25 protein-coding genes are annotated in these 25,237 nt (G+C 62.8%); 9 read left to right on the top strand and 16 right to left on the bottom strand.

The window, feature by feature from the left end; all coding sequences use genetic code 11:
- Nucleotides 1-35 precede the first annotated feature (35 nt).
- From ACIQUB_RS03885 to ACIQUB_RS03865, 5 genes are all read right to left on the bottom strand, one after another.
- Nucleotides 36-272, bottom strand: coding sequence for a hypothetical protein (locus ACIQUB_RS03885; protein ID WP_026283371.1), 237 nt, complete (start codon nt 270-272; stop codon nt 36-38).
- A gap of 170 nt (nt 273-442) precedes the next feature.
- The gene (locus tag ACIQUB_RS03880) at nt 443-616 is read right to left on the bottom strand and encodes a hypothetical protein (RefSeq protein WP_155947803.1); all 174 of its coding nucleotides are present in this window, start codon (nt 614-616) and stop codon (nt 443-445) included.
- Between the two features lie 137 nt (nt 617-753).
- Nucleotides 754-2,412: an alpha/beta-hydrolase family protein gene (locus tag ACIQUB_RS03875; protein ID WP_113236212.1), complete on the bottom strand. Its 1,659-nt coding sequence runs from the start codon at nt 2,410-2,412 to the stop codon at nt 754-756.
- 73 nt (nt 2,413-2,485) lie between these two features.
- A complete protein-coding gene (locus ACIQUB_RS03870; RefSeq protein ID WP_402928739.1) occupies nt 2,486-3,514 on the bottom strand; it encodes a linear amide C-N hydrolase in 1,029 nt (342 codons plus the stop codon).
- 88 nt (nt 3,515-3,602) lie between these two features.
- Entirely contained in the window at nt 3,603-4,427 is an 825-nt protein-coding gene (locus ACIQUB_RS03865) for a hypothetical protein (RefSeq protein ID WP_402928705.1), read from the bottom strand.
- A 235-nt stretch (nt 4,428-4,662) separates the two neighbouring features.
- Here ACIQUB_RS03865 and ACIQUB_RS03860 point away from each other — a divergent pair, with 235 nt between their 5' ends.
- From ACIQUB_RS03860 to ACIQUB_RS03850, 3 genes are all read left to right on the top strand, one after another.
- Nucleotides 4,663-5,049, top strand: a complete 387-nt coding sequence (locus tag ACIQUB_RS03860) for an acyl-CoA thioesterase (protein ID WP_113236209.1) — start codon at nt 4,663-4,665, stop codon at nt 5,047-5,049.
- An 80-nt stretch (nt 5,050-5,129) separates the two neighbouring features.
- Complete coding sequence (locus ACIQUB_RS03855) at nt 5,130-5,576, top strand: SRPBCC family protein (protein WP_113236208.1); 447 nt, start codon at nt 5,130-5,132, stop codon at nt 5,574-5,576.
- A gap of 4 nt (nt 5,577-5,580) precedes the next feature.
- Nucleotides 5,581-5,919 (top strand): metalloregulator ArsR/SmtB family transcription factor, encoded by a 339-nt coding sequence (locus ACIQUB_RS03850; RefSeq protein ID WP_113236264.1) that lies wholly within the window; start codon nt 5,581-5,583, stop codon nt 5,917-5,919.
- 24 nt (nt 5,920-5,943) lie between these two features.
- Here the strand turns inward: ACIQUB_RS03850 and ACIQUB_RS03845 are convergent, their stop codons facing one another.
- The 3 genes from ACIQUB_RS03845 to ACIQUB_RS03835 all read right to left on the bottom strand — a co-directional run bounded on the left by ACIQUB_RS03845 (nt 5,944) and on the right by ACIQUB_RS03835 (nt 9,186).
- Nucleotides 5,944-7,116: a DUF1501 domain-containing protein gene (locus ACIQUB_RS03845; protein ID WP_113236207.1), complete on the bottom strand. Its 1,173-nt coding sequence runs from the start codon at nt 7,114-7,116 to the stop codon at nt 5,944-5,946.
- A gap of 10 nt (nt 7,117-7,126) precedes the next feature.
- A complete protein-coding gene (locus tag ACIQUB_RS03840; protein WP_113236206.1) occupies nt 7,127-8,704 on the bottom strand; it encodes a DUF1800 domain-containing protein in 1,578 nt (525 codons plus the stop codon).
- 128 nt (nt 8,705-8,832) lie between these two features.
- Entirely contained in the window at nt 8,833-9,186 is a 354-nt protein-coding gene (locus ACIQUB_RS03835) for a DMT family protein (protein ID WP_047512340.1), read from the bottom strand.
- A 226-nt stretch (nt 9,187-9,412) separates the two neighbouring features.
- On the opposite strand from ACIQUB_RS03835, the gene ACIQUB_RS03830 reads away from it, so the two are divergent.
- Nucleotides 9,413-10,699 (top strand): MFS transporter, encoded by a 1,287-nt coding sequence (locus ACIQUB_RS03830; protein WP_113236205.1) that lies wholly within the window; start codon nt 9,413-9,415, stop codon nt 10,697-10,699.
- Here the strand turns inward: ACIQUB_RS03830 and ACIQUB_RS03825 are convergent.
- The gene (locus tag ACIQUB_RS03825) at nt 10,696-11,859 is read right to left on the bottom strand and encodes a diguanylate cyclase (protein ID WP_402928701.1); all 1,164 of its coding nucleotides are present in this window, start codon (nt 11,857-11,859) and stop codon (nt 10,696-10,698) included. The two genes, ACIQUB_RS03830 and ACIQUB_RS03825, sit on opposite strands and share 4 nt — an antisense overlap.
- A 166-nt stretch (nt 11,860-12,025) precedes the next feature.
- Complete coding sequence (locus ACIQUB_RS03820) at nt 12,026-13,276, bottom strand: MFS transporter (RefSeq protein ID WP_113236203.1); 1,251 nt, start codon at nt 13,274-13,276, stop codon at nt 12,026-12,028.
- 526 nt (nt 13,277-13,802) lie between these two features.
- On the opposite strand from ACIQUB_RS03820, the gene ACIQUB_RS03815 reads away from it, so the two are divergent.
- Nucleotides 13,803-15,227: a hypothetical protein gene (locus ACIQUB_RS03815; protein WP_113236202.1), complete on the top strand. Its 1,425-nt coding sequence runs from the start codon at nt 13,803-13,805 to the stop codon at nt 15,225-15,227.
- A 514-nt stretch (nt 15,228-15,741) separates the two neighbouring features.
- Here ACIQUB_RS03815 and dusA read toward each other — a convergent pair.
- Nucleotides 15,742-16,773: a tRNA dihydrouridine(20/20a) synthase DusA gene (gene dusA / locus ACIQUB_RS03810; protein ID WP_113236201.1), complete on the bottom strand. Its 1,032-nt coding sequence runs from the start codon at nt 16,771-16,773 to the stop codon at nt 15,742-15,744.
- Nucleotides 16,774-16,935: 162 nt separating this feature from the next.
- Here dusA and ACIQUB_RS03805 point away from each other — a divergent pair, with 162 nt between their 5' ends.
- Nucleotides 16,936-17,640 carry a fumarylacetoacetate hydrolase family protein gene (locus ACIQUB_RS03805; RefSeq protein ID WP_113236200.1) on the top strand — a complete coding sequence of 235 codons (705 nt, stop codon included), beginning with the start codon at nt 16,936-16,938 and terminating at the stop codon, nt 17,638-17,640.
- Between the two features lie 12 nt (nt 17,641-17,652).
- Nucleotides 17,653-18,183, top strand: a complete 531-nt coding sequence (locus ACIQUB_RS03800; RefSeq protein WP_113236199.1) for a gamma carbonic anhydrase family protein — start codon at nt 17,653-17,655, stop codon at nt 18,181-18,183.
- Here ACIQUB_RS03800 and ACIQUB_RS03795 read toward each other — a convergent pair whose 3' ends face one another.
- From ACIQUB_RS03795 to ACIQUB_RS03785, 3 genes are read right to left on the bottom strand one after another with little or no spacing between them, the layout of a single operon-like run.
- A complete protein-coding gene (locus ACIQUB_RS03795) occupies nt 18,184-18,582 on the bottom strand; it encodes a Fur family transcriptional regulator (protein WP_047512361.1) in 399 nt (132 codons plus the stop codon).
- A complete protein-coding gene (locus ACIQUB_RS03790; RefSeq protein WP_018900624.1) occupies nt 18,579-19,397 on the bottom strand; it encodes an iron chelate uptake ABC transporter family permease subunit in 819 nt (272 codons plus the stop codon). Before ACIQUB_RS03790 ends, ACIQUB_RS03795 begins: the two co-directional genes overlap by 4 nt.
- Nucleotides 19,390-20,340 (bottom strand): metal ABC transporter ATP-binding protein, encoded by a 951-nt coding sequence (locus ACIQUB_RS03785; RefSeq protein ID WP_113236198.1) that lies wholly within the window; start codon nt 20,338-20,340, stop codon nt 19,390-19,392. The genes ACIQUB_RS03790 and ACIQUB_RS03785 overlap by 8 nt, the downstream gene beginning before the upstream one ends.
- Before the next feature lie 101 nt (nt 20,341-20,441).
- On the opposite strand from ACIQUB_RS03785, the gene znuA reads away from it, so the two are divergent.
- Nucleotides 20,442-21,452, top strand: coding sequence for a zinc ABC transporter substrate-binding protein ZnuA (znuA, locus tag ACIQUB_RS03780; RefSeq protein WP_113236197.1), 1,011 nt, complete (start codon nt 20,442-20,444; stop codon nt 21,450-21,452).
- A 93-nt stretch (nt 21,453-21,545) separates the two neighbouring features.
- Nucleotides 21,546-22,751 carry a GTP-binding protein gene (locus ACIQUB_RS03775; RefSeq protein ID WP_113236196.1) on the top strand — a complete coding sequence of 402 codons (1,206 nt, stop codon included), beginning with the start codon at nt 21,546-21,548 and terminating at the stop codon, nt 22,749-22,751.
- A 217-nt stretch (nt 22,752-22,968) separates the two neighbouring features.
- Here the strand turns inward: ACIQUB_RS03775 and ACIQUB_RS03770 are convergent, their stop codons facing one another.
- Both ACIQUB_RS03770 and ACIQUB_RS03765 read right to left on the bottom strand, forming a co-directional pair.
- Nucleotides 22,969-23,286 (bottom strand): RcnB family protein, encoded by a 318-nt coding sequence (locus tag ACIQUB_RS03770; RefSeq protein WP_047512368.1) that lies wholly within the window; start codon nt 23,284-23,286, stop codon nt 22,969-22,971.
- Nucleotides 23,287-23,445: 159 nt separating this feature from the next.
- Nucleotides 23,446-25,059 (bottom strand): glycoside hydrolase family 43 protein, encoded by a 1,614-nt coding sequence (locus ACIQUB_RS03765; RefSeq protein WP_113236195.1) that lies wholly within the window; start codon nt 25,057-25,059, stop codon nt 23,446-23,448.
- Nucleotides 25,060-25,237: the final 178 nt, after the last annotated feature.

Below are 25,237 nucleotides of genomic sequence, written 5' to 3'. Positions count from 1 at the left end.
GAGGTGCTGCGAACAGCATGACGGGAACCGCAGCGTCAGCTGACGTAACGCAGATCCTTGTCGTCGGACAAGTTGATCGCGGCGCGACGAACCGGGCGGCCGCTGCCGTAGATCTCGTTCATGATCTTGGCGACCTCGACGGCATGGCCTTCGGTCAATCCGTTGAGGATCTGGCCGCCAAAGCATGCGGGCTCTTCTGCCTGATGGTCCCAGACCATCCACATGTCGAGCGGATCGCAAATTACATCGTAACGAGGTGTGGAGCTATTCATCGGGTAACGCCTTCAATACCCCACTCTCTTAGGTTGCCGTAAATTAATCGTTTACTTGCGCCACCCATGAAAACAAATGAGTGATTTATTGTAGTGGAGCCATATCCGGCAGAGTCAGTCTTGATGAATTGGCAAAGCCGCCCAAAGCGGCTTCGCCGGATCGCAGAGAATTACCGCGCCGGCACGCTTCCCGTGACGATGCGATCGGTCTTCGTCAGTTCCATCTGCGGCCAGTTGGACGCGGTTTCGGATGCAGGACGGCTGCCGATCGCAAGGATCGTGATCAGGCCGGCAACGACGGCGGAAAGAAGCAACCCGCTATAGGTCATCAGTTTGAACCTCAAAGATGTGGTTTCCCAGCCACTCCGGCGCAAACTGCTACGGGAGCCTAAACGAATCCATAATGAACGTGGTTAATCACGATCATATTCCCGCTTATGAACAGTCGAACCGACACAAACCGCCACCGCGCCACCCGACCTCAGTCGTTCCCGCCTTGAGCGGCCGCTTGCGCGAAACGCGTCTTCAGCGCCGCCACCTCGCCGGGATCGACCGTCAATCCGGCAACGGCGATCCAGGCGTCGATATAATGTTCGGGCGCATATACATGGCCGTAGCCCATCGGCGACGTCGTGGCGATCATCAGGTCGAACAGCAGCTGGAACATCGTCAGCACGGGAAACCACCTGAGGCTCGGCGAAACATCCGGCCCGCGCGGCGCCTGCATCCATGCCGGCTCGCGATAGAAGGAGTGCGGATCGAAGAACGTCACCGCATCGCTTGCATATTGCAGATAGACGATCCGCATCGGCCCCCATTGCGCTGCATCCGGGAGGTCCAGATGGTTCTCCTGGTTGGTGAAGCGGATCATCGAGCCGTCGCGGAAGGTCGGCAGCCAGGCCGGCGATTGTGGATTGCGCCCTGCCGTCACTGCATTCCACATCCGGCTCTCGAACGGCGGGCCGCTCCACAGAGCGCCTTGGAACGGATCGGCGATCACGTCGAAGATATCGGCCGATAGCTGCGAGTTCAGTGCGCCCAGGCTCAAGCCATGCAGATAGAGCTTCGGCCGCTTGTCGTGCGGCAGCGTCGTCCAGTATCCGTAGACCTCGCGAAACAGCGCTTTTGCCGACTGCGCGCCATATTCCGATTCAACCAGCAGCGACAGCCAGCTCGAGAGGTAGGAATATTGCAGCGCCACGCTCGCGACGTCGCCCTGCTTCAGGTATTCCAGCGTATCCATCGCCGCCGGATCGACCCAGCCGGTACCCGTCGGCGCGATGATCACAAGCATCGATCGCTCGAACGCTCCGTCCCGCTTCAGCTCCTCGAGAGCAAGCTTGGCGCGCGCCTCGATCGTATCGGCATTGTTGAGGCCGACATAGACGCGAATGGGTTCGCGCGCCTCGCCCTTCCAGAAGCCGCCGATATCGGAAGTGCTCGGCCCCGACGCCACGAAATGCCGCCCCTGCCGCCCAAGTCCGTCCCATGCGACCAGAGACGCCTTGCTTCCCGTCTTGGCCGGATCGGCGGGCATCGGAACGTTATCCTCGATCAACGCATCCAGCCGCTGCATCGAGGAATCGATCGCATGCAGCGCCCCGCGCATCAGCACCCCTTCGGCCACCGACCAGAACACTGCCACCGCGATCACGAAACCGATGACATTGGAAACGCGCCGTGGCACGAAGCGATCAAGGCGGGCAGAGATCCACCGGAAGGTCAGCAGGAACAGGCGTCCCAGCAGCACCGCGACGAGAAAGACGACGAAGGCAAGCGCCCCGAGCTTGAACGGCTCGGCGCTTTCGAGCGGCTCCATATGCCAGAGCTCGCGAATCGAGTTCTGCCAGCCGGCCGCCTGCCAGAGGAAGACCACGGCCACGATCAACCCGCAGATCAGCACCGCCATCCTCTGCGACAGAAGCGGTCCACGATAAGGCAGTTCGAGATATTTCCACAGGCTGACGGCGGCGACGCCGATGAGATAGCCGACGGCCGCGCAAATACCCGACAGCGCCCCCTGAACGATATAGGATCGCGGCATCAGCGTCGGCGTCAGCGACGCGGCGAAGAAGGCGAAGGCGAGCACCAGCCCGATCACCGACAGCGAGCGAAAAAGACCACCGAGCAGACGCCTCATGCAACTCCCCAACCTTTAGCCGCAACGACCGGCGGCGATCTCAGACGAAGATAAGACCTGCCCCGCGTGCCTTCTACTCACCCAGGCCAAGAAAGACGAAGGGCTTGGCATCCTTGAATTCCGATGTCGCGTTGCCGGAATAGGTATGGTCCTGGCTCTCGCCGAGGTCGAGCCGTTTCACCTTGCCGGTCTCCTTGGCGAAGTCGATCGCCTTCAGGTCGACCCAAAAGGTGTTGGGCGTCAGCGCCGACTCGAAAAAGTAGAGTTTGCGCTTGTGATCGAACACGGTGCGCCAGCGCGTCGAGGAGATGTTCGGCTCCTCCGGCGTGTTGAGGCCGTAGGGCACAGAGACATTGCGGATGACGCTGAAGACGCTTGCGAGCGCCCGGTTGGGGCTCTCATCCTTGGGGATCGCGTTGACGTAGAATGAGGCGCGCGCGAAGCGGTCGGCTGCCCGGTTCGTTCCCGGCAACATCACGGTTCCGCCGATCTGCTTCCAATATGAGTTCAAGGCGAGCTGCTGTTCGAAGATCGGCGAATTCGTCATCACCTGATACTTGCGATCGTGATGGATGACCTGCTTGCCGCCGATATACTCGACGATGGCGCTATCCCCTGTCGCGTCGGACATCGAAAGATGCAGCGTCGTCAGCCGGTTCTCGCCGGGCACATTGTCGGTGACAACGGTGAAAGGCTCCTGGCTGAGCGCCGCCACGGCCTCGTCAACCGTCGCGAAATTATCGAGCACATATTGCGCCCAGGCCGCGATGGTGAGGCCGGGCTTGCTAGACTTGTCGAAGGGCGGATATTCGGATTCGACCAGCCACAAGAGGTTGGCGTTCAGCCCCGCCTCGTTCACCCCATCGGTGGTCGATACATCATAGCCGGTCGCGACAACGCTCCCGTATTTTGAGGTCCAGTGAATGGAATTCGGCCCGGCCTTGCCGCTGCGCTCGGCGCCCCGTGGAAGGATATAGAGATTGGTTGTGATATCGCTCTTCCAGTCCATCGACCGCGCCGTGATGACGTTCGCATCGGGGCCGAGATAGACTAGGCGGGTGCAGGCATCGGCGACATCGGCGAAAAGCAGCGCGGACGCGATGACGGCGGTCGCGACCGTGCGGACGCGTGAGCGAGATGGACGGCGGTTCGAAGACACGGGGCTTCTCCAATATCGGTGATCGCGGAAGCTAGAAGCGCATGGAAAACCCGATCGCAGGGCCGTGCTGGCTGACGTCCCATTTGAACTTGTTCGCGCCGGTGAAATCGTCGTTTTCGTAATCCTGGTAGAGAAGCCTGTATCCTGCCCTGAGCACGGTCGGATGACCGAGCATCATGGTGCGATAGCCGAGATAGGCCTGCGCGTTGACGCTCACCCTCGACCCTACGCCGAAGCCACCGACATCGGCCTCGGCAAACAGGTTCCAGCGTTCGGTGAGATCGGCATTCATCCGCAGGCCGACGAAGGGATCGGTCCAGTCGGAACTCTTCGACGCGCGAAGGCCGAAAGCCTGGACATCGGCCTCGAGCTTCGTCCAGCGTACGCCGGCCGTCGGCTCGATCGACAGCGTTCGTGGCTTGCCGAACACCGTGTCGCCGCCGAGAACCGCCTCATAGGCTTTGAAGAAGGCGCCGGCCGACAGGGTGGTCGTGGTGATGTCGAGCCCGATCTCGTGTGAGAACACCTGCTCGTCCTGGCTGGTCTTCACATGCTGGCCGTCGAAGTAGACGCCCCATTGGCCATTGGTGATCTCGATATTGCCCATGAGAGCGAAATCGAGATGGTCGAAGATATCGGAGAAAGGAACGTCTACATCCGTATCGAAGCCGGCCAGCGATCCGCTGCCATTCAGCGATGCGGCCCACACGTAGGGGCTGACGATGACGGCCCACTCGCGCTCCGGCGCGATCCTGCTGTTGTCGAAATCGGCCGCAGCGGCCAGTCCAGGCATGAATGAGAGAGCGGAAAACAGCGCAAGGCCCACGGTCGCCACACCCATCGCCAAAAGCCGCATCGAAAGCCCCCATTTTCAATGTCCCACCGCGACCTTACTACCGGAGGGCGAAAACTCAAGCGAGATCAGCAGGATTGCTCGCTGACGGCGATCGAATGACGACTGCGGAGCTCAAAGAGAGGTGTGGTCGCGAGGGCGCGACACTTTTGTCGGAACGCTCCGATTTCGGTTTTTCGGCCGATACGCTAGGGTCCGCAGGAATCGACCCGAAAATCTGCCTTCAGAAGGAGCGCCAATGACTGAAGACCCCAAGCCGAAAGGCACGCTGACCCTGAGGACCATGGCGATGCCCGCCGATGCCAACCCGGCCGGCGACATCTTCGGCGGGTGGGTCATGGCGCAGATGGACCTTGCATCGGGCATCTCTGCCGCCGAGCGCGCCAAGGCGCGTGTCGTCACCGCCGCCGTCAAGGAGATGGCCTTCGCCCTGCCCGTCAAGATCGGCGATACGCTGTCCATCTATACTGAGATCGAACGCGTCGGCCGCACCTCGATCACCCTCGGTATCGAGGCCTGGGCGACCCGGGCCCGCTACAACAAGATGGAAAAAGTCACCGCCGGCACCTTCATCATGGTGGCGCTCGACGAGAACGGCCAGCCGAAGCCGGTTCCGGCCGAATAGACCAAAACGAGGAAAGGCAACTTTTCGGTTGCCTTTCCCAACGAACCGAGCGATAAAAAGGCAACCAGGAGGTTGCCAATATGTCCGATCGCATCGAAAAGACCATTGAACTCAATGCCCCTGTTGCCCGCGTGTGGCAGGCCATCAGCGACTACCGTGAATTCGGCGAATGGTTCCGCGTCAAGATCGACGCGCCCTTCGTCGCCGGAGAGGAAGCCACCGGCAAGATCCTCTATCCCGGCTACGAGCACCTCCGCTGGACGGTCACCGTCAAGCGCATCGAGGAACCGACGCTGTTCTCTTTCACCTGGCTCCCCTATGCGGTCGATCCGGATAGAGACTATTCCGCCGAAATCCCGACGCTGGTCGAATTCCGGCTGGAGCCGATATCGAAGGGCACCCGGCTGACCATCACCGAATCCGGCTTCGACAAGGTTCCCGAATACCGCCGCGCCGAAGCCTTCCGCATGAACGACGGCGGATGGGCTGAGCAGATCAAGAACATCAAGGCCCATGTCGAACGCTGAGCAAATGCCGAACTTTGGCGCCACCACGGCAGGCCGAGACGCCGCCGCACTTTTCGCGGCTCTCGGCGACCCCACCCGTCTGTCATTGCTGACCGCACTGAGCGACGGCCACCAGTCCTCGATCGCCGGTCTCTCCGGCGGCACGGAGCTGACGCGCCAGGCGATCACCAAGCACCTGACCGTTCTGGAAAAAGCTGGCCTCGTCGAAAGCATCAAGGTCGGCCGCGAAAGCCACTACAGCTTCCGCCGCGACCGCATCGATATCATGCGCGCCTATCTCGACGGCGTCTCCCGGCAGTGGGACGACGCGCTGGAACGCCTGCGCGCCTTCGTCGAGCGTTGAGCCCGGCGAAACCCGCCAGCCGGCTCACGCCCGCAGGAACTGCGATCCCTTGTCGAAGGTGACACCCGGAAATATCTTGGCCGTCAGATCATCCATGCTCACGTCGAACTGCCGGTAGAGCATGGCGGCGGCGATCTCCCGCACATCGGCGGTCGGCGCCAGATCACGCTGGTCGAGAAGCTGCTGATCGCCAATGCCCGGCCAGCGGCCGAGGATGCGGCCGCCATTGATCGCGCCACCCGCCAGAACAGCGCAGCCGCCCGTACCATGGTCGGTGCCTCCGGACCCATTCTCCCGAACCGTCCGGCCGAATTCGGTCATCGCGAGCACCACGGTCTTCGACCAGATATCCGGCCCCAGCGTCGACTTCAGCGTGGTGATCGCCTCCGTCAGATCCTGCACCGGACGCTTGAACTGGCCGATCTGGCCGACATGCGTATCCCAGCCGGTAATCGAGAAGCTGGCGATCCGATAATCGCCCTTCAGCATGTTGCCGGCAAGGGCCGCCACATCCGCCACCTTCTGCCCGCGCGGCCCGCCGGGCTCGGCCACCATGGATGCGCTGTTTGCGCGCGTCGCCTCCTCCATCGCCTTCGCAAAGGCCGGGTCGCCGGCGTAAAGCCGCTGAAGGAACTGCGTCTCGTCGCGGGCAGGCCCGAGATTGGAATCCGACGCCCAGACGTCGACGTTGTTGGGCCCGGTCAGGATCAGCTCCGTCGAGGTGTTGACGTCGATCGCCTTGCGCGCATCCGATCGCGGGATGACGGCAAGCGCCCGGTTCAGCCACCCGGTTTTCTCCTCCGAGACATGCTCGCCGCCCGATTCCAGCATGTCCTGCCCGTCGAAATGGCTGCGCTGGTCGCGATAGGGCGTCGACACCGCGTGCACGAAGGCGAGCTCGCGGCTGCGCCACAAGGGCATCAGATCGGCCGCCGAAGGATGGAGGCCGAAATGCCCGTCGAGATCGATAAGCCCAGTCTCAGGCGTCAGCGCCAGCGTCGGCCGGAACGCGGCGAAGCCAGCGTCGCCATAAGGCTGAACCAGCGCCAGCCCGTCCATCGCCCCGCGCAGAACGATGGTGACGAAGCGCTTGTCCCCTGGCATCGACGCGAAGGTGACGGGGGTGAGGATCGGGGCCGCCGCGAGGCAGCAGGCGGAAGCAAGGAAGCCGCGGCGCGATAGCGTGAAATCGGTCATTTCAAAGCTCCTATCGACGGTTAAACTCAGGCGACGCAAGCGCAAGCATCAGGCCGGTTGTCTTGTTGGGTGCCTGACTGACGACGCGGATCGTGTCGTCGCGCGCGGCATCGCCAAGCGTTGCCTTCAGGAATTCGCGGGGATCGAGCCCCTGCCCGAACTGCGCGGTCGCCCGCCGCGCCCAGCCGAGCCGTTCCGCCAACTGGCTGGCCGTGATCCAGGCCGAGAAACTCTCCTCGAAGCCGGCGGGGCTCGGCGGCAACCAGATCGGCTGCCCCATGCGCCTGAGCGCTCCCTGCCCGAGCGCCCTCGCCGTCTGCATCGCCTTGCGGCGCTTCGCCCTGTCCTCGTCGCCGGCATCGATCATCGACGGCCCGCCGCCAGCAGCGGTATCTCCGCCCTTCATATCGGCCTTTGCGCCATCATTCATCGCGCCGCCCATATCGGGAGCGCTCGGAGTCATGGCCCCCTGCGCGCCCATAGCCTGCTCGTCATCATCCTGATCATTGTCCTTGAAGAAAGCGACGACGGTGCCATCGCCGGAGCCCGCATTCATCGCCCTGAGACCGGCAACGACGAAATCGAATGGCTGGCGCGCCTTTGCGCCCTCGTTCGCCCAGGCGGCGGGATGGTCGAGCATGGCGCCATAGACAGCCCTGAGATCGCCGTCGGTCTTCTTCCACGCACCGGTCATCGCGGCGATCAGCCCGTCATCCGGCTGATCGGAAACGAAGTGCACCGCGAGCTTGCGACAGATATGCGCCGCCGTCTTCGGATTGGCGGCGAGATCGTCGAGCATGGCGAGATAATCGCCCGGCCGCCGCCTGTCGCCACCATAGCTGACGCCGAGAACCTCGTGACGACCGGGCTCGGCGATGTTGGGGCGAAACGCCATGTCCATCTCCTGCCGGTCGATCGTCAGCCCGGTCAGCACCATGGCGGCGGCCCGCACATCGGCCTGCGTATAGCCGCTGCCAGCCCCCAACGTGTGCAGCTCCAGCAATTCGCGTCCGAGGTTTTCGTTGAGCCCCTTCTTCTGCCGCATGCCGCCCTTGGAATCCGGCCCAAGCGATTCGGCCTGATCGAGATAGATCAGCATCGCCGGATGCTCGGTAGCGCTGCGCAACAGGTCGGCGAAGCGCCCGCCGATACGCGGCCGGATCGCTTCTGCCTCGTAGAGCGGCACGAGCAGCCGCATCGGCAGGCTCTTGTTGGCGCTGGTGGAAAAATGATTGGTCCAGAACGTGGAAAGCCGCTCGTAAAAACCGTTGGGCGACATCACCGCCTGCAGCAATCGCGCATTCGCATCCTGCTGGAAGGCCCGCTGCGCCTGTTTCTGCAACACCTTGCGCCGCTCGCGACGCGCCTGGTCATCGTCGCCGCTTTGCCTGAGATCACGGAGATTGGCCTGCAACTCTGCGATCACTTGGTGCCGTTGCTCGATACCGCCGACGGGAAACGCGACCGGTGCCCGCGCATCCGCGTTCACCTGTTTCAACAGGTCGTCTTTATTCTGCGCCGCCACCTCGCCCGGCCGAAAACCGTAGCCGAAGCGGATGGCCGCCATCGTCGGAAAGGAAAGACTCATGACCTGTCACCTCCATATCCCTGGATGGTGACAGGCTGCGGTCAAAACCGTCGGAAATTGAGGCAGAGACGTGACATGGACAATTTGTAATTCAAGGACTTACCCGGTCCCATCAGGCGGGACCGCAATCATCCGCGAAAGATGAAGGACGCCCCGACGGCGATCAGCGCAAATCCGATCGCATGGTTCCAGGTAAGGCTCTCGCCCAGCCAGAACACGGAGAAACCGGAGAACACGAGAAGCGTGATCACCTCCTGCATCGTCTTCAACTGCGCCGTCGAATAGACCGCCGAGCCGATGCGATTGGCCGGCACCGCCAGGCAGTATTCGAAAAACGCGATCGCCCAGCTGACGATGATGGCGACGAAAATCGCCGTCCCCTTGTGCTTCAGATGCCCATACCAGGCGAATGTCATGAAGACGTTGGAGGCAAGCAGCATGACGATCGGCCAGATGGCCGCGGGGCTAAGGGCAAAGGGCATGTGTGATTCCCGAGAGTTGAAGCTGGCGCCAGCATGTATCGCTGAACGAAAAGGCTTCAAGAGGTCCTACCGCCTCCGCGAAATATATCGTCGCCAAGGCGTCAGAACCTCACGCGAACCGGAACATTTCACCGGACAGGCCGTTTGAGGCAGCACCGGAAGCCAGGCAGCCCGAATGATGCCTCTGGCGATCTCGGGTCAACGGGCCCATTGGCGGAGACATGGCGTGAACTCAGTTTCGAACAGTGGTCTGTCCGGTCGCTCGCTGGTGGCGCTCGCGGTGCTGAATTTCTTCCTCGCCGACGCCCGCGACGGCCTTGGCCCCTTTCTCGATGGCTTCCTCGCTACCCACGGCTGGAGCCCGATGACATTGGGTATCGTGGCAACCCTTGGCGGCGTTCTCGGCCTGATCGCCACGCCCCTGTTCGGAGCCCTCGTCGATGCCTCGTCGCACAAGCGCCTGCTGATTGTCATCCCGGTGACGCTGGTCACGGCGGCCGCACTCTGGACGCTTGCCAGTCCCGGAAATGCCTCGGTTTTCGGCGGCCAGTCGATGACCGCGATCGTCGGCGCGGTGATCGGCCCGGCGCTGATGGGACTGACGCTCGGCCTCGTCGGCGAAAGCGCATTCTCCCAACAGGTCGCCCGCAACGAATTCTGGAACCATGCCGGCAACGTCTTTTCGCTCGCCTGCGTCTATGCCGCCACCATAGTCTGGGGGCTGAACGGCGTGATCGGCCTCATGCTTGTTACAGCGATCGCCGCGATCATCGCAACGCTGGCGATCCGCCCCGACGACATCGACAACGACGTGGCCCGTGGCCTAACCAAGGACAAGGATCTCGCCAACCACCCGGACGAAAGACTGGCCACAACAGCCAGCCCCTCCGGCTATTCGGTGCTGGCGAACTCGCGTGGTCTTGTTCTGCTGGCGCTGACATTGCTGGTCTTCCACTTCGGCAATGCCCCAATGAGCCGGCTGATCGCCCAGAACTTCTCCATCCAGCTCGGCACGCCCTTTCGCACCACGGCGATCGTCACCGGCGTGTCGCAGCTGTCGATGATCGCAATGGCGCTGCTTGCACCTTTCCTCATCAGGCGCTTCGGCCTGGCATCCGTCTTCATCATCGCGCTCTGCGCTTTACCATTGCGTGGCGCGATCGCCGGCAGCGTGCCGAGCTTCGGCTCGATCTATCCGGTACAATTTCTCGATGGGGTCGGCGCCGGCCTGATCGGCATCGCAACGCCGATCGCGGCCGAGCGGATCCTCGCCGGCACCGGCCGCTTCAACGTCGGCCTCGGCGCGGTGATGACAGTACAGGGCATCGGTGCATCGCTGAGCAACGTGGTCGCCGGATGGCTGACCGACCGGGGCGGCTATGGCCTCGCCTATTGGGTGCATGGCGGTGTCGCGCTCTTCGCGCTGGCGCTTTTCATGCTCGGCCGCGAGGCAATCGCGCCGCGCGCATCGCCAAAGCTCAACGACGCCGAACCGAAGGTAACGCGAGCCTAGGACGCCACGTGAATGGCGGGCGCTTCGCGCGCCGGCGTGCCTTCCAGCATCACCCGGTTGCGCCCGGCATCCTTGGCTGCGTAGAGGGCTGCGTCCGCGCGGCCGATCGTTTCGGTCAGCGACGCGTCGCTTGATGCCACGCAGGCGACGCCGAAGCTCGCGGTGATCTTGCCGACACCGGCGACATCGGGTTGTCCGACCGCCGCGAAGGCGAGCCGGATCGCATTCGCGACCTTGCCGCCATCGGCGAGCTCCGCGCCCGGCAGAAACGCCACGAACTCCTCGCCACCGAAACGCGCGGCAAAGGCTCCCTCAGGCAGGCGCGCTTTCAATAGCTCGGCAAGGCCGGCGATGACGCTGTCGCCGGCGGCGTGGCCAAACGTGTCATTGATCCGCTTGAAGTGGTCGATGTCGCATAAAAGTATCGCACCCTTCAACGCGCCGCGCGCCTTCAGCCGCCTCGCCGTTTCCTCAAAGCCGCGCCGGTTGAGCAGGCCCGTCAGGGAATCGCTCTCGGCCGCATCGCGGTAGCGCTCGATCGTGTCGAGCGTCGTTGCAGCCAGCGCCGAAAGCGCAAAGAGCAGCGCTATGACCGACGCGCCCGCCTGCATGACGAACGCGTAAGTGGAGGTGCCGAAGCTCTCCAAATCGCCCCCAGGCGAGAATATCACCAGCAGGATGGCATTGCGGACGATCGCTTCGAGCACGATCAGCGAGGCAACGCCGAGCAGAATGCGGTCGATCGCCCTGCGCGTCCTGCGCAAAGAGGAGCCGATCGCGAAGATCAGCAAGGCCGAGCAGGCGATATCGCTGATGAGGAGCTCGGCCGGCAGGCTTTCGAGCACCACCACAGCATAGGCGAGCGCTGCGTAGGCCACGACGCAGACGCCGAGGCGCAAGGCAATACGCGACGGCCGGCGAAAGCGCTTCAGCAGTGCGCCGCTGTAGAAATAGAAGGCAGAGAGAAAGAGTACATCGGCGCTGAGCGCCTGAACGGGGATCGGCAGCCAAGCGAAAAACATCGGTACCGAGAAGGCGACGGCAGCGGAGAGAAAACCCGCGGCCCAGAGCCCGGCTTCGCGCGATCCGAACCTTGAAACGACGAGGAAGGTGCAGCCGAAGGTCAACATCATGACCGGAAGCATAAAGGCAAAATTCACTGCGGCACCCATCGAACGATGATGACGAGGCCCGGTGTGCAAACACCGCCTCGATGAAAAGCGCTAGCCACTCAACGTTAACAAAAGCCTACCTGAAGTAGACTACATATCGATCGATACGGGTGCAAGGGGCAGCCCCAGATTGTCAAAGGCCGCCCCTTGCCGCTCACGCGCGCAGGGCGCGGTGCGGCTCTCCGGCATCCTCCGAGCCGAAGCGCACATCTTTTTTCTCGTAGCCGAACGCCGCCAGCACGGCCACGACGACAGCCACGATGCCGGCGACGATCAAAAGCGCATAGGCGTAATCGCCGTTCCAATGGGCCGCGAGGCCGGACTGGATCGTGGCATTGCCCGATGCCAGCAGATTGCCGAGCTGGTAGGCAAAGCCCGGAAAGGTACTGCGGACTTCATCCGGCGAAAGCTCGTTGAGATGAACAGGCACGATGCCCCAGGCACCCTGCACGAAGAACTGCATCAGGAAGGCGCCGATCGCGAGCAGCACCGGACCCGGCGCATAGACCCACAGCGGCGCCACCGGCACCGCGATCAACGCCGCAATGACGATCGCCTTCTTGCGACCGATCCTCTGCGACAGCGCCCCGAAGAACAGCCCGCCGCAGATCGCGCCGATATTGTAGACGATGGCGATCGCACCGGTGGTGTAGCTGTCGTAGTTGCGCTGTGTCTCGAGGAAGGTCGGGTAGAGATCCTGCGTGCCGTGGCTGAAGAAATTGAACGCCGTCATCAACAATACCGACCAGATGAACAGCGGGATATTCTCCCTGAGCACCGTCAGGAACGGCCGGCGTCCCCGCTGCTGCTGCTTCAGGAAGGCCGGGCTCTCCTCGACGCTGCGGCGGATATAAAGCACCAGCAGCGCCGGTGCTGCGCCGACGAAGAACATGCCGCGCCAGCCGATGATGGGAAAGAGCAGGAAGAACACGATCGAGGCCAGGAGATAGCCCGAGGGATAGCCGGCTTGCAGGATGCCGGAGACGATGCCGCGGCTCTCTTCCGGCACGGTCTCCATCACCAGCGACGCGCCGACACCCCACTCGCCGCCCATGGCGATGCCATAGAGTGCGCGCAGCACGATGAACATGGTGAGCCCGGTGGAGAAGCCGGTGAGGAATTCGAAGATCGAATAGAGCAGCACGTTGACCATCAGCGTGATCCGCCGCCCGTATTTGTCGGAAGCCAGCCCGAACAGCAGCGCACCGACCGGCCGCATGGCAAGCGTCAGAAGGATCGCCACCGAGACGGCGGGAACGTCGGTCTTGAATTCGGCGGCGATATATTTGAGAACGAAGACGAGTATGAAGAAATCGAAGGCATCGAGCGTCCAGCCGAGATAGCTGGCGATAACGGTATTGCGCTGCTGCGGCGTCAGCCGGCGCAGGCTTTCCAATGCGGACATAACGGATCCTCCGTCCGAAAGCGGCGGCGAAGCGGGGCAAATCCGGATGCCGTCGAAGAGAGGGATCGCCCTGATATGGGCGGGGTGGAGCTGTGACAGGCAGCGCTTTCGAAACGTCAGCAACGCTGCCCTTGTTCCATCACGTTTGTCGTGATCGCGCCTTGCCCGTGGATGGGCCTTATCGTCGCCACACGCAACCGTTTGAGAAGCGACCACCAAAGGGCGAGCGTTTCATTCTGGCGCAAAAATTCCGGCCAAGTACCTGCTTCTAAATAGCTATTGCGATTATTAGCAAAATGTGAGATATAAATGTCAGGTTGCATATGCAACCATAAAAAGCAAGCACAGATAGATTGCATCCATACCGGCAATGCGCCCGCCAGTCTCTGGCGGCGATGATACCGCTTGCGAAAAATCGATGATTTTAGACCTGAGCAAGACAACAGCAGATCAACCGTCGGTCTGAGCAGTTCCAGCTATGCGTATGAAGACATCCTAGGCCGACCAGCCCCGAGGAGGAGGAGCCATGCCTTTCGATCTGACCCAACCGCTTTCATGGGAGAGCGCGGCGGGAGACGCCGCCGTGATGCTCGACGAACTTCAACCGAACATCGTCAAGGCCCACACCCGCGAATTCCTGACCATCCTGTTCCTGAAGTTCTCCGACCCCGCCGGCGGCCGCGCGCTATTGAAGGCGCTGTCGCAGCCGCCGACAGGCACGCCGCTCCTGAAATCGGCGAAGACCCATCTTCAGGAGGTCAAGGCCTTCAAGGCGACGGGCACCAAGGGCACGCCCTATGTCAGCGTCGGCCTCACCGGCGATGGCTACACGGCGCTGCAGATCCCCGCCCCGAAGATCCCGCCGGACACCTCGTTCCGCTCCGGCATGAAGAATGCCGGCCTGAACGACCCGGCGCCCGCGACCTGGGAACCGCATTTCCGCGACGCCATCCACGCCGTCATCCTCGTCGGCGACCAGATGTCCGGCCCGCGCAACAAGGCACTGACGGCGGTGCGCCACCTGATCCAGGCATGCCACGGCGTCCATATTCTCGGCGAGGAAAAGGGCCACGGCCTGCACAACAGCAATGGCGACGGCATCGAGCATTTCGGCTATGTCGACGGCCGCAGCCAGCCGCTGTTTCTGACCGAGGATATCGACGACGAACGCCTGACGGCCGACGGCGCCACCAACTGGGACCCCGCCTTCGCGCTGAACCGCGTGATCGTGCCGGATACCGCCGCCCCCGATCCGGCAAAGCATTTCGGCAGCTACTTCGTGTTCCGCAAGCTCGAGCAGAACGTCAAGCAGTTCAAGAAGCAGGAAAAGGCACTGGCCAAACGGCTGCACCTGAAGGGCGACGATGCAGAACGGGCGGGCGCCATGCTGGTCGGCCGTTTCGAGGACGGCACGCCGCTCACCACCCAGTTTTCCGACGGCAACCACCACCCGGTGCCCAACGACTTCGACTATGACAGCGATCCCAACGGCGCCAAATGTCCGTTCTTCGCCCATATCCGCAAGGTCAACCCGCGCGGCTCCGGCGGCTTCGAACCCGTCGACGGCGAACGCCTGCACATCATGGCGCGGCGCGGCCAGACCTATGGCGTGCGCACCGACCAGCCCAATGACGGCCGCATCGAAAACAAGCCGAGCAAGGATGTCGGCCTGCTGTTCATGGCCTTCAACGCCGATATTGCCGAGCAGTTCGAGTTCGCGCAATCGACCTGGGCCAACAACCCCGGCTTCCCCCGTGTCCCGCCGGGCGCCGGCGCCCCGGGCCTAGACCTCGTGATCGGCCAAAGCCCCAACCCGCGCCCCGACATCCACTGTCCGGTCGAATGGGGCGGCACGACCACCGCGACCACGACCGCGACACCGCAGGCGGTGACGATGAAGGGCGGCGAGTATTTCTTCATGCCGTCGCTGGCGTTCTGCCGGAGTTTGTAGGGTTGTCGGCTAAGAGCGGCGGCGTGACCGCCGCTCTGTCGGCATGATGTAGGTTTCACATCAGCAATTCACGAAAAATCATCACCACAATTTTCCCCGCGCCGAAACCCCGCCCTACACTGTCGGCGTCCCGTCATTGGATACACCGGCAGGCGTGCCGGCGAGGCGGGATCGGCGCGGAGCGTGAGGGTAGGACGCAAAACCTCGCGGTCCGGGTTCGCGGAAAATGATCTCCCTCCGGTGACGGCGGTTTCCCTCGCAAGAGGGTGCCTGAGTTGAGCCCGGACGTGCCTGTGAGGCACACATGGTCTCGCCGCGAAGTTGGGCGAGAAGGCAGAGAGATCGGAGTCGCGGATAAAAATCGCCGAACGGGGCGCTGGGAAGCGCCATATCTTACTTACTCAATCGAGGTGATTTCCAGCGCCCCGTCCGAGCGAAGTTTGGAATGGTGGAAACACGGGCTTTCGGGCGGCGTGGGGTTTTGGTGTGCCGTGGAGACGTCGTGCCTACCCCCTCAAGCGCTGACCGCATCCTCCACCACACCCGAAAAATCCACCGCGGCAAAAGCCGCCGCAATCACCTCCGGCCCGGCACCCGCCTTCACCGCGTCGGTCGACAATATCTGCCGATAACGCCGCGCGCCCGGCAACCCGGTAAACAGCCCCACCATATGCCGCGCCACCTGCTGCAGCCGGCCGCCATCGGCGATGTGCCGCGCCGCGTAGTCCATCATCCGGTCGCGCAGAAGCTCCCAGTCGAAGGCTTCCGCCTCTGCCCCGAAGAAGCGATGATCGACATCGGCAAGCACGCCGGCATTCTGATAGGCCGCCCGCCCGAGCATGACGCCATCGACATGCCGCAGATGCTCTTCCGCCTGATCCAGCGTCTGGATGCCGCCATTGATGCCGATGAACACATCCGGCCGCGCCTGCTTGGTGCGGTAGACGATGTCGTAATCGAGCGGCGGGATTTCGCGGTTCTCCTTCGGCGACAAGCCCTTGAGCCAGGCCTTGCGCGCATGGATCCAGATCGCGTCGGCACCGGCATCGAGCACCCGGTCGAGAAGATCGGGAAGAGCCCTCTCCGGCTCCTGCTCATCCACCCCGATCCGGCACTTCACGGTAACCGGCACCGAGGACACCTTCTTCATCGCCCGGATGCAATCCGCCACGATATCGGGCGTCAGCATCAGGCAAGCCCCGAAGGTGCCGGATTGCACCCTGTCGGAAGGACAGCCGACATTGAGGTTTATCTCGTCGTAGCCATAGGGCGCCGCGATCTCCACCGCCTTCACCAGCTTCTCCGGATCAGACCCGCCAAGCTGCAACGCCACCGGATGTTCGGCGGCGTCGAACGACAGCAGCCGCTCGCGCGGCCCATGGATGATCGCGTCGGCGACGACCATTTCCGTATAGAGCAGCGCGTTGCGGCTGATCTGCCGGTGAAAATAACGGCAATGCCTATCCGTCCAGTCGATCATAGGTGCGACGGCGAAGACTGGCCGCTTCGTTTCGAGCGCCTGTTTGTAGAAATGCGATGTTGTCATGCCGCGCTCATACCCCAAAGCGCGCGAAAACGCCAGTTTCCCCGCGCAGGGCAGCAATGCCGGAAAGGGCGTACCGCGAGCCCGCCTTCCACGCTTTCCCCGCGCTTGCTTTTGCGGCTAAGATGCCCGGACTCACGAAAACAGCAAGAGCATCCCCGTCCCATGTCCACCTCCTCTTCCGCCGGCACCGTCATCCCCCTTCCCGCGCCTGTCCTCCTCCCCGTCGAAGGCACATCCGATCGCTTTCCGGTGCGTCGCGTCTACTGCGTCGGCCGCAACTATGCCGACCATGCCATCGAGATGGGCCACGACCCAAGCCGCGAGCCGCCCTTCTTCTTCCAGAAGAACGCCGACAATCTCTTGTCCGACGGCAAGGACTTCCCCTACCCGCCGCTCTCGAACGACGTGCATTTCGAGGTCGAGTGCGTGCTGGCGCTGAAATCGGGCGGCAAGGATATCGCGATTGAGAACGCGCTCGATTGCGTCTACGGCTACGCCGTCGGCATCGATTTCACCCGCCGCGACCTGCAGGCCGACGCCAAGAAGCTCGGCCGCCCGTGGGAACTCGCGAAAGCCTTCGAACATTCCGCCCCGGTCTCGGCGCTCGTCCCGGCCGCAAAGCTCGGCCACCCCGATACCGGCCGCGTCTGGCTCGATCTGAATGGCAAGCGCGTCCAGGATGGCGATCTCAACCAGATGATCTGGAAGGTGCCTGAAATCATCGCCGAGCTCTCCAAGCTGTTCGAGCTTGCCCCCGGCGACGTGATCATGACCGGCACGCCTGCTGGCGTCGGTGCGGTGAAGCGTGGCGACCATATCGATTGCGGGATTGACGGCATTGCCAAGCTGTCCATCGACGTCGCCTAAGGAGGAATGACCATGCCGATCTATGCGCTCTCGGGCCACGAACCGGATCTGCCGCCATCAGGCACATACTGGATCGCGCCCGATGCGCATGTGATCGGCAGGGTCACGCTCGGAAGTGACGTCGGCGTCTGGTTCGGCGCGGTGCTGCGTGGGGACAACGAACCGATTACGGTCGGCGCGGCGACGAACATCCAGGAAGGCGCCATGCTGCACACCGATCCCGGTCATCCCGTCACGATCGGGCAAGGCTGCACCATCGGTCATCATGCGATTGTCCATGGCTGCTCAATCGGAAACAATTCGCTTGTTGGCATGGGCGCCACGGTGCTGAACGGCGCGAAGATCGGCAACAACTGCCTCGTCGGCGCCAATGCGCTGGTCACGGAAGGCAAGGAATTCCCCGACAATTCCCTGATCGTCGGCTCCCCCGCCCGCGCCATCCGCACCCTCGACGACAAGGCGATCGAAAGCCTCAGGCGCTCGGCGGAGAAATACGTCGGGAACTGGCAGCGTTTTGCGCGCGATCTGCAGCGGCTGGACTAATCAGGCCGCACAAGCCTCGCAAAGCCCGCGGATCTCGATCGTCGTCTTCTCAGCCTTGAACTTCTTGGACTTGGTCCAGTCCGTCAGGCGATGGTCGACTTCGTGGTCGTGGAATTCCATCACCTGGCCGCAGCTCTCGCAGATGGCGAAGGCGACGATGCCGTGGCTGTGGCAGTTCTCGCCGGGATGCGCGCAGGCGACGAAGGAGTTGATGCTCTCGAGCCGGTGCACGACACCATATTCCAGCAGTTTTTCAAGCGCCCGGTAGACCTGCAGCGGCGCGCGAAAACCGTGGTCGCGCAGTTTGTCGAGGATCGTATAGGCGCTGAGCGGGCCGTCGGCCTTTTCCAGAACGTCGAAGACAAGCGCCTGGTTCTTGGTCAGTGCGGGTGCGCTCATGAGCCTTGTCCTTCCGTGGCGGCCTGACCCCGCCCGAATTTGGGCAGCAGGCTGAGAATGAAGAGAATGAGGGCCGCGACCACGATCGACGGGCCCGACGGCGTGTCGTAGGTGAGCGAGCCGAACAACCCACCGACCACGGCGACCGCCCCGATCAGCGAGGCGAGCACTGCCATGATCTCGGGCGTCGACGAAAAGCGCCGGGCAGCGGCGGCCGGAATGATCAGCAGCGAGGTGATCAGCATGATGCCGACGATCTTCATCGCGATCGCGATGACGACGGCCATGAGCAGCATGAAGAACAGCCGCGCCCGCTCCGGCTTCAGCCCTTCGGCCTCGGCAAGCTCGGGATTGACGGTCGAAGCAAGCAGCGGCCGCCACAGCCAGGCGATAGCGCCAAGCACCAGAATGCCGCCGCCCCAGATGAAGGCAATATCGGCCTTGGAGACGGCGAGAATATCGCCGAACAGGAAGGCGATCAGATCGATGCGCACCCAGGTCATGAAGGCGACCATGACAAGCCCGATCGCCAGCGTCGCATGCGAGAGAATGCCGAGCAGCGCATCGGCAGAGAGAGCCTGCCGCTTCTGCAGCAGGAGCAGCAGGATCGAGACGGCGGCCGCGACGACGAAGACCGAGAGCGTCAGGTTGAACTGCATGAGCAGCGACAGAGCCACGCCAAGCAGCGCCGAATGCGAGATCGTATCGCCGAAATAGGCCATGCGCCGCCAGATGATGAAGCAACCGAGCGGCCCGGTGGTCAGCGCCAGGCCGACGCCGGCAATGATGGCGCGGACGAAGAAATCGTCAAACATGGCGCTCTCCCGCCGGATGCTTGTGCCCGTGCCCGTCATCGGTCGTATGATGGTGGGCGTGGTCATGATGCGCATGATCATGAGAGTGCCCGGAATGATCATGGGGCGCATGATCGTGGCCGGCGTGATCATGGCCGTGGTGGTGGCCGTCCTCAGGGTGGCAATGATCCGTCACCGAGCCATCCGCATGCAGCACGCGACCATCGGGGAGGTGCGTATGATCGTGATCGTGACTATAGACGGCAAGCGACTGCGCCGCGCGGCTGCCGAAGAGGCGCACATATTCCGCACTCTGCGTCACCGCCTGCGGCGTGCCGCGGCAGCAGACATGGCCGTTGAGGCAGATGACGGTATCGGTCGCCGCCATGACGACATGCAGGTCGTGCGAAATCAGCAGGATGCCGCATCCGGTCGTGTTGCGGATCGTCTTGATCAGCTCGTAGATGGCGATCTCGCCGGAGAAATCGACGCCCTGCACCGGCTCGTCGAGCACGAGCAGATCGGGCTTGCGAGCAATGGCGCGCGCCATCAGCGCCCGCTGGAATTCACCGCCGGAGAGGTGTTGCACCTCGGCATCGCGCATGTGGGAAAGCCCGACGGCATCGAGCGCCTCGTTCATGTCGCTTGCCGAAAGCGGCCCCGTCAGCGTCATCAGCCGGCGCACGGTGAGCGGCAGCGTCCAGTCGATGGCAAGCTTCTGCGGGACATAGCCGACCTTGAGACCGGAGGCGCGCGTCACCTTGCCCTCGTCGGCCTTCATCACCCCGATCGCCGTTTTCACCGTCGTCGATTTGCCCGAGCCGTTAGGGCCGATCAGCGTCACGATCTCGCCGCGCGAGACGGAAAAATCGACGCCGCGAACCAGCCAGCGGCCGTTTCTGCGGACACCGACATTGGAAAGCGAGACGAGCGGCCTCGCCTCGGAATTTGCGGGTAATGGCATCATTTTTCCGAAAGTGCTGTTGCGCCCTGCTATCGCACACGTTATAGCATAACGCAATTGATGTAATAACATTACCTATGCAATTCAAGCGGAGCATGCACATGAAACTCGCGACCGGCCTTTCCCTGGCGCTACAAGGCCTCGCACTCCCGGCCCTCCTCCTCGCCGGCACGGCCCACGGCGCCGACGCACCCGTCGTCGTCACCTCGATCAAGCCGGTGCACTCGCTGGTCTCCGCCATCATGCAGGGCGTCGGCACGCCGGAGCTGATCGTCGATGGCGCCGCTTCCCCGCACACCTATTCGATGAAGCCCTCCAACGCCAAGGCGCTGCAGGATGCCAAGGTGGTCTTCTGGGTTGGCCCGGGCATGGAAGCCTTCCTGGAAAAGCCGCTGGAAGCGCTCGGAGAGGATGCCAGCGTCGCCGAACTCGACAAGGCTCCGGGCCTGACCAAGCTCAAGTTCCGCGAGGGCGGCGCCTTCGAAGCCCATGACGATGGCGACCATGATGGCGATGCGCACGAGGCAGGCCACGATCACGATCACGCCACCGAGGCACATGACGATCACGACCATGACCACGGCCACGGCGCTTTCGACACCCATCTCTGGCTCGATCCTGTGAACGCCAAGGCCATGGCCGCCGAGATCACCACGACGCTGGTGGCCGCCGACCCCGCCAACGCGCTTGCCTACCAGGCCAATGCCGAGACGCTGAACGCCAAGCTCGACGCGCTCGACAAGGAAATCTCTGGCATCGTGTCACCGGTCAAGGACAAGCCCTTCATCGTCTTCCACGACGCCTACCAGTATTTCGAAAACCGTTACAAGGTGCGCGTCGCCGGCTCGATCACCGTCAGCCCGGAAACCATTCCCGGCGCCGAGCGCATCGCCGAGATCCACAAGAAGGTGGCGGACCTTGGCGCAACCTGCGTCTTCGCTGAACCGCAGTTCCAGCCGCGCCTCGTCGATGTCGTGCTCGAGGGCACCAAGGCCAAGGCCGGCGTACTCGATCCCGAGGCCGCAACGCTCGATGCCGGCCCGGATCTCTATTTCAAGCTGATGCGCGGTATCGCCAACAATCTGAAGGACTGCCTGTCGCGCGAAAGCTGAGACCGGCCCCACCGCATATCGAAAAAGGCGGGCGCACAGTCCGCCTTTTTTAGATCCATCGATGTAATATTATAACATTAACTGGAGATCGCAATGAACAGGAAACTGCCGGTCACCGTCCTCTCCGGCTTCCTCGGCGCCGGCAAGACGACGCTGCTGAACCACATACTGGCCAACCGCGATGGCCTGCGCGTCGCCGTCATCGTCAACGACATGAGCGAGGTCAACATCGACGCCGCACTGGTGCGCGACGGCGGCGCCAACCTGTCTCGCACCGATGAGGAACTGGTCGAGATGACCAACGGCTGCATCTGCTGCACGCTGCGAGACGACCTGTTGAAGGAAGTCCGCCAGCTCGCCGAGCAGAACCGTTTCGACTACTTGCTGATCGAATCCACGGGTATCGCCGAGCCCCTGCCCGTCGCCACCACCTTCGAGTTCCGCGACGAGGATGGCCTGAGCCTGTCTGATGTCGCCGAGCTCGACACCATGGTCACAGTGGTCGACGCTGCCGGCCTGCTCGCCGACTACGCCTCCACCGATTTCCTCGGCGATCGCGGCGAAACTGCCGGCGACGGCGATAATCGCACAGTGATCGACCTCTTGGTCGAGCAGATCGAATTCGCCGACGTCGTCATCCTCAACAAGGTCGGCACCGCCACCGCAGAGCAGCTGCAGGCCGCCCGCCAGATCGTCGTCGGCCTGAACCCGGATGCCCGGCTGATCGAGGCCGATTTCGGCCAAGTCCGCCCGCAGGAAGTGCTCGGCACCGGCCTCTTCGACATCGACAAGGCCGAGACCCACCCGCTCTGGTACAAAGAGATGCATGGCTTCAACGACCATGTGCCGGAAACCGAGGAATACGGCATCCGCTCCTTCGTCTATCGCGAGAAGCGCCCCTTCGATCCGGCGAAACTGCAGCGGTTCTTCGACACCGCCTGGCCGGGCGTCGTGCGCGCCAAGGGCTTCTTCTGGCTCGCGACCCGGCCGCATCATGTCGGCGAGGTCAGCCAGGCCGGCGCAATCCTGCGCACCAGCCGCATGGGTACATGGTGGTCGGCGGTGCCGAGGGAGCGTTGGCCGGACGATCCGCGCTTCATGACGGCGATCGGACCCTATCTGCACTCCGTCTGGGGCGACCGCCGCCAGGAAATCGTCTTCATCGGCGCCGACCCGATGGACGAAGCCTGGATCCGCGACCGTCTCGACGCATGTCTTGTCAGCGCCGTGGACTTCACGCCGGACAAGTGGCGCGACATGCCGGACCCCTTCGCCCGCTGGGGAGATCAGGCCGCATGAAGGCGCAGGCGATCAGGAGATATCAATGCGTCTGCGAGGAATGCGACCCGCTACCGCCGATCGAGGGGCTGGCAGCGGCACCCGAGCCCGAAGAGCGTAGGCCGGGCACTGGCGTTCTCAGCAAATTGGCGGCCCGGCTGGCGCGCAACACGCCCGAAAGACAGACATGAAAAAGGGCGGCCGAAGCCGCCCTTCCAACATAAGTCTCGTCAACCGATCAGCGGCCGACGACGATGTTCGAGATCACGTTGCTCGCGATGCTGATCATCAGATAGTCGTTGTTGACCTGCACCCAGCGATAGCCGCGCGGCGGAGGCGCCAGGCGATAGCGGCGGTAATCCCGCACTTCGCGCATGTTGCGGCGCTCGGCAGGGCTCATGCGATGGCCGCGGCTCCACTTGTACTTGGTGACATGCACGTCGCGCTCGACGACGACGGGACGGCGATGGTGTTCCTGCGCGCTTGCACCCGTCGCGGCAACCAGCGGCGCGGCCAGGAAAGAAGCGGAGAGAAGAACGGCAAACATCTTTTTCATTGGGGTTTCCTCGTGTTGAACACGCCCCGAACCTAGACCTGAAATGATGAACCGAAACTGAAAGTTTGATTAAACTTCAGTAATGAAAACACATGCTTAAAAGCATATATTAAATTAGCAGATGCGACATCACCTTGCGACAAGGCGATGTCGCCCCTCTCACAACTCGTCGTAATTGAACCAGTCGAAATCGGCGGTCTTCGCGCGCCCCGACGTATCGAAGGCAAAGACGCCGGCGAATGCGCCGGTAAACGACCCATGCTCACCGCGCCCGCCTTCGTCCGACACGACGCCAGCGTCGAGCACCGGCCCGATCGCCCGCCACGCGCCCATGCCCTCTGTCTGCCAGAAAAACTGCAGGTCGTTATCGCGGATTTCCATGGAAAGCTGGACACGGCCGCCAGCGGGAAGCGCCTCGCCGCTGCCGGCGGGAAAGCTCAGCCGCCCGTTCGGATAATCGCCGTCGCAGGACAAGATCGTCACGCAGCGTCCAAGCTTTTCGTGCAGCGTTACAGCAACCGCGTGAAACTTGTGCCTGTTGTAATAGTGCGTCAGCCCGGCGACCTGCTGGTAGGTATCGGGATCGAACTCGACCACCGTCTCGGCCCTGAAACTGTGATGCTCCTGCCGCCGCGCCACCAGCGCCTGCTCGAACCATGAGCCGATGCTCTCACGAGCGATGAGCCTCAGGTGACCGGGCCGCTCCGTGAGGTTGAAGATCCGCTCCGGCTTCGGCGTACGCAGCCACTGGAAGTCGGCAGGCAGCATACCGCCATCGAAGCCGTATTCGCTGCGCATGGGCTTTTCGGCCTGCACGGCACCACCAAGTCCCGGCACGGTGACGTCGGGCACCGTGGTGCCATTCTCAAGATAGAGCCAGCCGTCATCCTTCCAGACGCATTTCTGCAGGCTGGTTTCGCGCCCGAGCGTGCAACGCCGCTTCGGCGGCATCGGGCGGCCGCAAAGGTGAGTATGGTAGACCTGACCATCGGGCGTTTCGACATACTGCCCATGCCCTGCCCGCTGCAGAATGGCTTCCGGGTGGTCCTTCGAGGTGATGAGGTGCTTGTTCGGATGCATCTCATAGGGTCCGGCGATGTCGTGCGACCGCGCCATCGTCACCGCGTGGTCGTAGCCCGTCCCGCCCTCGGCCGTCGTCAGATAGTAATAGCCGTTGCGCTTGAAGAGGTGCGGCCCCTCGACCAGCCCGAGCGAGCTGCCCGCGAAGATGTTGCGGATCGGACCCTTCAGCGATTTCGTCTCCGCGTCCCATTCCTGCAGCAGGATACCATCGAAGGCCGGAGACTTCGGCGCGCCGCCAAAGCTCTCGGTGCGGTGGTTCCACTGCATGTTGAGGAACCACTTGCGGCCGTCATCGTCATGAAACAGCGACGGGTCGAAGCCCGACGAGTTCACATAGATGGGCTCGGACCATTCGCCCTCGATCGTTGGCGAGGTCACGATGTAATTATGCGCATCCTTGAAGTTGCCGTCGAAGCGCTTGACGTCTGTATAGACAAGCCAGAACAGCCCATCGGCATAAGAGAGACACGGCGCCCAGATACCGCAACTATCAGGGTTGCCACGCATGTCGAGCTGCGACGCCCGCTCCAGCGGCCGCCGCACCAGCGTCCAGTTCACCAGATCGCGCGAGTGATGGATCTGCACACCAGGATACCATTCGAAGGTCGAGGTCGCGATATAGTAATCCTCGCCGACACGGCAGATGGACGGGTCCGGGTTGAAACCCGGCAGGATTGGATTGCGGATCATCAGGGCCACCTCCTCCGAATGGCGATTTTGGTCTGCTGTGAGCTGCCAGGAAGGCCACCTCTCAGGCCCTCATCCCTGTGCTCGTCACAGGGATCCAGCCACCGCGCGTCGGCGCGGTGAAAGGACTCTTTCCAGCCCAAGGACTTGGGCTGGCTGGATTCCTGTGACATCGCCCGGA

It is taken from the genome of Rhizobium sp. NPDC090275 (assembly GCF_044772225.1).
Taxonomy (GTDB): domain Bacteria; phylum Pseudomonadota; class Alphaproteobacteria; order Rhizobiales; family Rhizobiaceae; genus Rhizobium.
Note: the sequence above shows the minus strand (reverse complement) of the source record. Positions and strands in the feature narration are given on the sequence as shown.